Below are 5289 nucleotides of genomic sequence, written 5' to 3' on the forward strand. Positions count from 1 at the left end.
GCTCGCGCGGCGGGCTCCGCGCGCGGGGCAGCGATTCTCGGCACGGGTGTAGCCTAATACCGGACATAGTTGTCCGGTAGAAAGGATCCAGCATGCGCACCACACCGCTCACAGGCGATTCCTCGATCGCCGACTGGCTCGCCGATCCCGCGGGCGACGCCATCCTCACCGAGATGCTGGCGCAGTCCGGCCAGACCCCCGACGTGTTCAAACCGGTCCGCCGCCTCGCCCTCAAGCGCCTCGTCAAGCTCAGCCGCGGCGCGTTCACGCAGGAGATGCTCGACGACCTGGTGCGCCGCGCGGCCGCCGGCGACGTCCCCCCAGGCGCACCCTCAGCAGCCGCCCAGCCCACGGCCGCAGCGTCCGCTTCCGCCCAGGCATCCGACCCCGCCGTCGAGCCGCGCGAATGGATCGAGCGGCTCGACCAGGGCCGGTTCGCCGGCAAGACCGTCATCGTGACCGGCGCGGGGTCGGGCATCGGCCGCGCCACCGCGTCGCGGGTGGCGCGTGAGGGCGGCCGCGTGATCGCGGTCGACGTGAGCCGAGAGCGCCTCGACGAGTTCGTCGCCGAGCACCCGGGGATGGAGGTGGTCGCACTCACCGCCGACATCACCGACGACGCGGGCGTCGCGCGCATCGTCGAGGCGGCCGGCGACATCATCGACGGCCTGGCGAACATCGCCGGGATCATGGACGACATGACCCCCGTCGGCGAGGTGACGGATGCCGTGTGGCAGCGCGTGTTCCGCGTGAACGTCGACGGCACCATGAAGCTCATGCGCGCAGTCCTCCCGGCCATGCTCGCTCGGGGCGGCGGCTCGATCGTCAACACCGCGTCGGAGGCCGCGATCCGTGGATCCGCCGCCGGTGTGGCCTACACCGCGTCGAAGCACGCGGTCGCCGGCCTCACGAAGTCGAGCGCCTTCATGTACGCCCCGAGCGGCATCCGCGTCAACGCCGTCGCCCCGGGTCCCACCATCACCAACATCGAGGCGACGTTCGCCTCGCCGCTGGGCGCGCAGCGGGTGCAGACCGCGATGGCGGTCATGCCCGACCCGGTGGAGGCCGACGCGCTCGCGGCGTCGATCACGTTCCTGCTCTCGGACGACGGCGTGAACGTCAACGGCGTCATCCTCCCAAGCGACGGCGGCTGGTCGGTCGCCTGATCCGAAACCCGCGAAGCCCCGACGGACCCGAACCGGCGGGGCTTCGTGCATCCGGTCAGAACGGCCAGATCAGCGGCACCCACAGCACCGACACGGCGAGGAAGAAGAGCACCAGCGGCAGCCCGAACCGCCAGTAGTCGCCGAAGCGAAGGCCCGCCGGCTCCATCACCATCAGGTTGGCGGGCGTCGCGATCGGAGTCAGGAACGAGGCTGCGCCGGCGACCGTGAGCGCCATCATGAAAGGCTGCACCGACAGGTCGAGCGACTGGGCGATCGCGATCGCGATCGGTGCGACGATGAGCACAGTGGCGGTGTTGCTGATGAGCTGACCCAGCACGACCGCGAGGACGCACAGCGCGAGGAGGGCGGCGTGGGGCCCCGTTCCGCCCAGGAACGACAGCATCCACTCTGCGACGAGGTCTGCTGTCCCCGTGCTGATGAAGGCCGTCGACATTGGGATCATGCCCGCGATGAGGACGACCGTGCTCCACGGGATGGAGTGATACGCCTGCGACACCGTCACCGTGCGGGTCACCACGAGCGCACACGCGGCGAGCAGCGCCACCGCCGCAGGCGGCACGAGGCCCGTCGCGAGCAGCGCGATCATGACGATCAGGATGCCGATCGCGCGCTTCGCGCCGCGTCCGAGCGGAACCGACCGCCGCAGCCGTGCCGGGTCGTCGACGACGAGCACGCCCGAATCGTGCGAGTGACGCGACAGGTCGTCCCACGTACCCTGCAGCAGCAGGGCGTCGCCGGCCTGCACGAGGATCTCCGGACCCGTGAGCTGCTCGTCGCCGCGCCGCGCGCCGAGCACCACGAGGTCGCCGTCGGGCGTCGTCATGCCGGCGCACACGTGGGTGCCGATGAGCGGCGAGCGCGGAGCCACGACGACCTCGGTCACGCCGGTGACCGGCCCGAGAAGAGTGCCGGTGTCGAGCGTGACGGCGTACTGCTGGCGCAGCAGCCGCGCGTGCCGCACGAGGTCGACGGGCATGAGCGCACCCGTGCGCTCGGGGATGAGCCGTCCCGCGAGGAGCACGATGGTGACGGTTCCGGCCACGACCGGGATGCCCGCCAGCGCGAACTCGAAGAAGCCGAAGGCCCGTCCGCCCGCGGCGGCGGCGAAGTCCGAGACCAGGATGTTGACGGGCGTGCCGGTCAACAGCAGCAGCGACCCGGCGGATGCCGCGAACGCGAGCGGCAGGAGGAGCTTCGACGACGCGAGGCCGGCGCGCGCGGCGACCAGCACCACCAGCGGGAGCAGTGCCGCGACGGCGCCGTTGATGCTGATGAGCGCCGAGAGCACCGCAACGAGCACGGCGATCACGACGACGAGCCGCGTGCGCTTCGTGCCAGCGCGGCCGATGACCTGCTGCCCCGCCCACGCCGTCACCCCTGTCGCGTCGAGCGACTCGCTCACCACGAAGAGGGCGGCGATGAACAGCACCGTCGGGTCGCCGAAGCCTGCGAGCGCCTCCGGCAGTGTCAGCACGCCGGTGAAGAAGAGCGCCAGCGCCACCCCGATCGCGACCACGCCGATCGGCACGCGGTTGCTCACGAACGCGATGACCGCGAGAACCAGGATGACGAGCGTGGCGACGACGGGGTCCACGGTGCCCAGCGTAGCCACTGCCCGGTGCGGGCGTTCAGCCGCGCAGGGCGGCCAGTCCTGCGATGTCGGAGGCGAGCTCGACTGTCTCGAAGATCGCGGGTGTCGAAGGGCGCCCCGACGAGCTCAACGGCCGAGCGCGGCGAGGGCCTGGTCGAGGTCGGCGATGAGGTCGGCGGCGGTCTCGATGCCGACCGAGAGACGCACGACCTCGGGCGGGACGGCGAGCTCGGTGCCGCGCACCGACGCGTGCGTCATCTCGTCGGGGTGGTTCATGAGCGACTCGACGCCGCCGAGCGACTCGGCGAGCTGGAACAGGCGCGTCGACTCGGCGAAGCGGCGGGCGGATGCCGCGTCGGCCAGCGCGATCGACACGATGCCTCCGAACCCCGACATCTGCCGCGAGGCGAGCTCGTGCCCGGGGTGCGACGCCAGGCCCGGATAGTAGACGCGGGCGACCGAGTCGTGGGCGTCGAGGAACTCGGCGATCGCCTGCGCGTTCTCGGTGTGCCGCTGCATGCGGAGGGCGAGCGTCTTGATCCCGCGCGTCGTGAGCCACGCGTCGAGCGGACCCGACACCGCGCCCACCGCGAACTGCAGGAACTTCGCCTGATCGTACAGTGCGTCGTCGTTCAGCACGAGCGCTCCGCCGACGACGTCGGAGTGACCGCCGAGGTACTTCGTGGTGGAGTGCACGACGACGTCGGCGCCGAGCGTCAGCGGCTGCTGCAGCGCGGGCGAGGCGAAGGTGTTGTCGACGACCACGAGTGCCCCGGCGTCGTGGCCGAGGCGGGCGAGGCCGGCGATGTCGGTGATGCGCAGCAGCGGGTTGCTCGGAGTTTCGACCCACACGATGCGCGCAGGGCGCTCCTCGAGCGCGGCCCGCACCTGGTCGAGGTCGCTCATGTCGACCACGCGGATGCCGATGCCCCACGCGCCGAGCACGCGCGCGATGAGCCGGTACGTGCCCCCGTAGACGTCGTTGCCGAGCAGCACCTCGTCGCCGGGCTTCAGGACTGCACGCAGCAGCGCGTCTTCGGCGGCGAGCCCGGACGCGAACGAGAGTGCGTGCGCCGCGCCCTCGAGGGCCGCGAGCTGCGCCTCGAGCGCCGTGCGCGTCGGGTTGCCGCTGCGTCCGTACTCGTACCCCTGGCGCAGGCCGCCGATGCCGTCCTGGGCGTAGGTCGTCGAGAAGTGCACCGGCGGGATGACCGCGCCGGTCGTCGGGTCGAACGCCTGCCCGGCGTGCACCGCCGCTGTCTCGAACCCAGCCGTCTCCACGCCTCGGTCGCTGGTGGGATCGGTCATGCGCGTGCTCCTTCGTCGGTGGTTCGGGCGGTGTCGGCGGCTGGCTCCGCCTGCCGCTCGTGCACGGCGAAGCCGTGGTCGTGCATCCACTGGTCGTCGTAGAAGCGGTTGAGGTAGCCGCGCCCGTGATCGGGCAGCAGTACGACGACGATGTCATCGCGGCCGAGGGCCCGTGCGGTGCGGAGCGCCGCGACGACGGCCATGCCGCTCGAGCCGCCGACGAGCAGACCCTCCTCGCGCGCCAGGCGCCGCGCCATGTCGAAGGACTCGGCATCGGGGATGCGGTGGAGCTCGTCCGGAACGGAGGGATCGTACGAGTCCGGCCAGAAGTCCTCCCCGACGCCCTCGACGAGGTAGCCGTGGATCGGCCCGCCCGAGTAGATCGATCCCTCCGGGTCGGCGCCGACGACGCGCACGGCACCGCCCGACACCTCGTGGAGGTAGCGCCCGGTGCCGGTGATCGTGCCGCCGGTGCCGATGCCCGCAACGAAGTGGGTCACGCGGCCGTCGGTGTCGCGCCAGATCTCGGGACCCGTCGTCTCATAGTGGCTGAGCGGGCCATTCGGATTCGCGAACTGATCGGGCTTGAACGCGCCGGGGATCTCGCGGACGAGCCGGTCCGACACGCTGTAGTACGAGCGGGGGTCTTCGGGCGGCACGCTCGTGTCGGTCACGACGACCTCGGCGCCGTAGGCGCGCAGCACGTCGACCTTGGGGCCGGCGAACTTGTCGGGCACGACGAAGATCATGCGGTAGCCGCGCTGGAGCGCCACGAGCGCGAGCCCCACGCCGGTGTTGCCGCTGGTCGGCTCCACGATGGTGCCTCCGGGCAGAAGCTGCCCGTCGCGCTCGGCTGCGTCGATGATGCGAGCGGCGATGCGGTCCTTGGCGGAGCCGCCGGGGTTGAAGTACTCGACCTTAGCGAGCACGGTCGCGGGGATGCCGTCGGTGACGCGGGTCAACTGGACGAGAGGGGTGTTGCCGACGAGATCGGCCACGCTCTTGGCGTAACGCACGGATGTGTCCTCGGTGTTGCCGCGCGGACGCGCGGGAAGATCTGTCAGGGGTCGCGGATGGCTGTGAAGGGATGCTTCAGGAGGAACGACAACAGCGACAGGTCAACACGCGGGCCAGTCTAGACGGTCGGTCTCGACGGCGTCGAGCGCCGGCCGCGAGGACTCGTGCCGCGGGCCGGCCGCGGCG

General features: G+C 71.4%; 4 protein-coding genes. 1 reads left to right on the forward strand and 3 read right to left on the reverse strand.

The annotated features are described in order from the left end of the window. Nucleotides 1-92: 92 nt before the first annotated feature. Nucleotides 93-1166: an SDR family NAD(P)-dependent oxidoreductase gene (locus EIO58_RS12120; protein ID WP_127819759.1), complete on the forward strand. Its 1074-nt coding sequence runs from the start codon at nt 93-95 to the stop codon at nt 1164-1166. 55 nt (nt 1167-1221) lie between these two features. Here the strand turns inward: EIO58_RS12120 and EIO58_RS12125 are convergent, their stop codons facing one another. From EIO58_RS12125 to EIO58_RS12135, 3 genes are all read right to left on the reverse strand, one after another. Beyond that, entirely contained in the window at nt 1222-2781 is a 1560-nt protein-coding gene (locus tag EIO58_RS12125) for an SLC13 family permease (RefSeq protein ID WP_127819760.1), read from the reverse strand. A gap of 123 nt (nt 2782-2904) precedes the next feature. Next, complete coding sequence (locus EIO58_RS12130; protein ID WP_127819761.1) at nt 2905-4086, reverse strand: cystathionine gamma-synthase; 1182 nt, start codon at nt 4084-4086, stop codon at nt 2905-2907. Then, nucleotides 4083-5102 (reverse strand): pyridoxal-phosphate dependent enzyme, encoded by a 1020-nt coding sequence (locus EIO58_RS12135; RefSeq protein WP_127819762.1) that lies wholly within the window; start codon nt 5100-5102, stop codon nt 4083-4085. Before EIO58_RS12135 ends, EIO58_RS12130 begins: the two co-directional genes overlap by 4 nt. Between the last annotated feature and the right edge of the window lie 187 nt (nt 5103-5289).

Source organism: Microbacterium sp. CPCC 204701, assembly GCF_004010105.1.
Lineage (GTDB): Bacteria > Actinomycetota > Actinomycetes > Actinomycetales > Microbacteriaceae > Microbacterium.

Excerpts from the sequence above, each read along its gene's own strand:
- EIO58_RS12120 (WP_127819759.1), top strand. The coding sequence starts at position 93 with ATGCGCACCACACCGCTCACAGGCGATTCCTCGATCGCCGACTGGCTC.
- EIO58_RS12130 (WP_127819761.1), bottom strand. The coding sequence starts at position 4,086 with ATGACCGATCCCACCAGCGACCGAGGCGTGGAGACGGCTGGGTTCGAG.